This window comes from Pseudomonas sp. NPDC089554 (genome assembly GCF_050280645.1).
Taxonomy (GTDB): domain Bacteria; phylum Pseudomonadota; class Gammaproteobacteria; order Pseudomonadales; family Pseudomonadaceae; genus Aquipseudomonas.
Genome location: NZ_JBNNVR010000182.1, coordinates 1 through 2,438 on the forward strand (window position 1 = coordinate 1; position 2,438 = coordinate 2,438).

The window sequence follows — 2,438 nt, forward strand, 5'->3', positions numbered from 1 at the left end:
GCAGCGCAGTTGCGAGCAGGATGCGTCGTTCTGCTACCCGGTGGAATCGATGGCTGATTTGCGTATGAAAGCCGCCACGTTCGCAGCGGATGTCGCAGGCGATGCCGACGTGGCCCTGGTGGAAATCGGCGGTACCGTGGGTGACATCGAGTCGCAGCCGTTCCTGGAAGCCATTCGCCAGTTGCGCGTCGAAGTGGGCTCCAAGCGCGCCATGCTGATGCACCTGACCCTGGTCCCATACATCGCCACCGCCGGTGAAACCAAGACCAAGCCGACCCAGCACTCGGTCAAGGAGCTGCGCTCCATTGGCCTGCAACCTGACGTGCTGATCTGCCGTTCCGACCACCCGGTCGACGCCTCCTCGCGCCGCAAGATCGCGCTGTTCACCAACGTCGAAGAGCGTGCGGTGATTTCCCTGGAAGACGTCGACACCATCTACAAGATTCCGGGCGTACTGCATGCCCAGGGCCTGGACGACTTCGTCGTCGAGCGCTTCGGCCTGCAGTGCAATGGCGCCGACCTGTCCGAGTGGGACAAGGTCGTCGATGCCAAGCTCAACCCCGAGCATGAAGTGACCATCGCCATGGTCGGCAAGTACATGGAACTGCTGGATGCGTACAAGTCGCTGATCGAAGCGATGAGTCACGCCGGCATTACCAACCGCACCAAGGTCAACCTGCGCTACATCGACTCCGAAGACATCGAGAACCAGGGCACCGGTCTGCTCGAAGGCGCCGATGCCATTCTGGTACCAGGCGGTTTCGGCCTGCGCGGCGTGGAAGGCAAGATCAAGGCCGTGCAGTTCGCCCGCGAGAACAAGGTGCCGTACCTGGGCATCTGCCTGGGCATGCAGGTAGCCGTGATCGAGTTCGCCCGTAACGTGGTGGGCTGGAGCGATGCCAACTCCACCGAGTTCGACCGCAACAGCGGCCACCCGGTCGTGGGCCTGATCACCGAGTGGGCCGATGCCACCGGTGCCGTCGAAACCCGTACCGAAGCCTCCGACCTGGGCGGCACCATGCGCCTGGGCGCACAGGACTGCCAACTGGCGGCCGGCTCCAAGGTGCACGACTGCTATGGCAACGACGTGATCACCGAGCGTCACCGTCACCGCTACGAAGTGAACAACAACCTGCTGCCGCAACTGATCGACGCTGGCCTGGTGGTTTCCGGTCGTTCCGAGGACGGCGCGCTGGTGGAAGTGGTCGAGTCCAAGGACCACCCATGGTTCGTCGCCTGCCAGTTCCACCCCGAGTTCACCTCGACCCCGCGTGACGGCCACCCGCTGTTCAGCGGTTTCGTCAAGGCGGCGCTGGCGCAGAAGAACAAGGCCTGAGCCCATGACCCAGAAGATCATTCGCGTCGGTAACATCGAGATCGCCAACGACAAGCCGTTCGTCCTGTTCGGCGGCATGAACGTGCTGGAGTCCCGCGACCTGGCCCTGAAGGTTTGCGAAGAGTACGTGCGGGTGACCGAGAAGCTCGGTATCCCGTACGTGTTCAAGGCCAGTTTCGACAAGGCCAACCGTTCGTCGGTAACCTCCTACCGTGGTCCCGGCATGGAAGAGGGGCTGAAGATCTTCGAGGAGATCAAGCGCACCTTCAACGTGCCGGTCATCACTGACGTGCACGAGCCCTACCAGTGCGAACCGGTGGCCAAGGTCTGCGACATCATCCAGCTGCCGGCCTTCCTGTCGCGCCAGACCGACCTGGTGGTGGCCATGGCCAAGACCGGCGCTGTGATCAACATCAAGAAGGCCCAGTTCCTCGCACCGCACGAGATGAAGCACATTCTCGCCAAGTGCGTGGAGGCCGGTAACGACCAGTTGATCCTCTGCGAGCGCGGTTCGAGCTTCGGCTACAACAACCTGGTGGTGGACATGCTCGGCTTCGGCATCATGAAGCAGTTCGAGTACCCGGTATTCTTCGACGTGACCCACTCGCTGCAAACCCCGGGTGGCCGCGCCGACTCCGCCGGTGGCCGCCGTGCCCAGGTCACCGACCTGGCCAAGGCCGGCATGAGCCAGGGCCTGGCCGGGCTGTTCCTCGAAGCCCACCCAGACCCGGACAACGCCAAGTGCGATGGCCCATGCGCCCTGCGCCTGGACAAGCTGGAGCCATTCCTGGCCCAGCTCAAGCAACTGGACGACCTGGTGAAAAGTTTTCCGACGGTAGAAACCGCGTAAAGCTCATTTCTCGGGTAAAGTACCGCCCGTTCCATCCCCTGACCTATCGGTCAGGGGCTCCCTTCGCCAGGTCTGCCCGTGCCATGTCACCTGGTGAACGGCAACAATTCCCAAAGCTGCGTTGTTTTCGTCAATTCTGGAGTGCTTACAACAATGGCAAAGATCGTCGACATCAAAGGTCGTGAAGTTCTCGACTCCCGTGGCAACCCCACCGTGGAAGCCGATGTACTGCTCGACAACGGCATCATCGGC

3 protein-coding genes are annotated in these 2,438 nt (G+C 62.1%); all 3 read left to right on the plus strand.

The annotated features are described in order from the left end of the window. Nucleotides 1-1,336, plus strand: a 1,336-nt coding sequence (locus tag ACQKPE_RS26250) for a CTP synthase (protein WP_427669608.1), incomplete at its 5' end; no start/stop codon positions are given. 4 nt (nt 1,337-1,340) lie between these two features. Further along, nucleotides 1,341-2,186: a 3-deoxy-8-phosphooctulonate synthase gene (kdsA, locus tag ACQKPE_RS26255; protein WP_194790084.1), complete on the plus strand. Its 846-nt coding sequence runs from the start codon at nt 1,341-1,343 to the stop codon at nt 2,184-2,186. Nucleotides 2,187-2,339: 153 nt separating this feature from the next. Beyond that, a partial coding sequence (locus tag ACQKPE_RS26260) for a hypothetical protein (protein WP_427669609.1) occupies nt 2,340-2,438 on the plus strand: 99 nt, incomplete at its 3' end.

Coding starts and splice junctions, on each gene's coding strand:
- kdsA (WP_194790084.1), top strand. CDS start 1,341: ATGACCCAGAAGATCATTCGCGTCGGTAACATCGAGATCGCCAACGAC.